Source organism: Paenibacillus sp. 05T425 (assembly GCF_056396205.1).
Genome location: NZ_JBFTLA010000047.1, coordinates 1 through 663, shown reverse-complemented (window position 1 = coordinate 663; position 663 = coordinate 1). Strand labels below are relative to the sequence as shown.

1 protein-coding gene is annotated in these 663 nt (G+C 56.0%); it reads left to right on the top strand.

Annotated elements, in window-relative coordinates:
* Nucleotides 1-663 (top strand): transposase (locus tag AC1DF0_RS31970; protein WP_477577575.1); only part of this gene is annotated, 663 nt, incomplete at both ends.

The following is a 663-nucleotide window of genomic DNA, read 5'->3' as shown; positions in this document are numbered from 1 at the left end:
CACTGACCGATCCAGACAGCCGATCCATGATGACGCGCGGCACGGGAATTGTTGGCTATAACGTGCAGACAGCGGTCGACACGCAGCACCATTTGATCGTTGCGCATGAGGTGACCAACGTTGGTTCCGACCGCGATCAACTCAGCTCGATGGCTAAGCAAGCCCGCGAGGCGATGGCGTCAGAAACGTTGTCGGTAGTGGCGGACCGAGGTTACTTCAAAAGCGAACAAATCCTCGCTTGTCACGATGCCGGTATCACCGCCTATGTGCCCAAACCGATGACCTCTGGAGCCAAGGCTGACGGGCGTTTCAATAACGATGCCTTCATATATGACGCGGCAAAAAACGAATACATTTGCCCGGCTGGCGAGGCGCTGGTCTGGCACTACTCCTACGTTGAAAAAGGCCTGAATTTGCATCGTTACTGGAGTTCGAAATGCCGGGGCTGCGCGTTGAAATCGCAGTGCACCCCGAGCACGGAACGACGAATTCGACGCTGGGAGCATGAAGCTGTATTGGAGGAAATGCAGCTTAGGCTGAGCAAAGCACCGGAGATGATGCGCGTCCGAAAACGGACTGTTGAGCATCCCTTCGGGACGCTCAAACAATGGATGGGTGCAACGCACTTCCTGACACGAAAGCTGGCTGGGGTGAGCGCGGAGA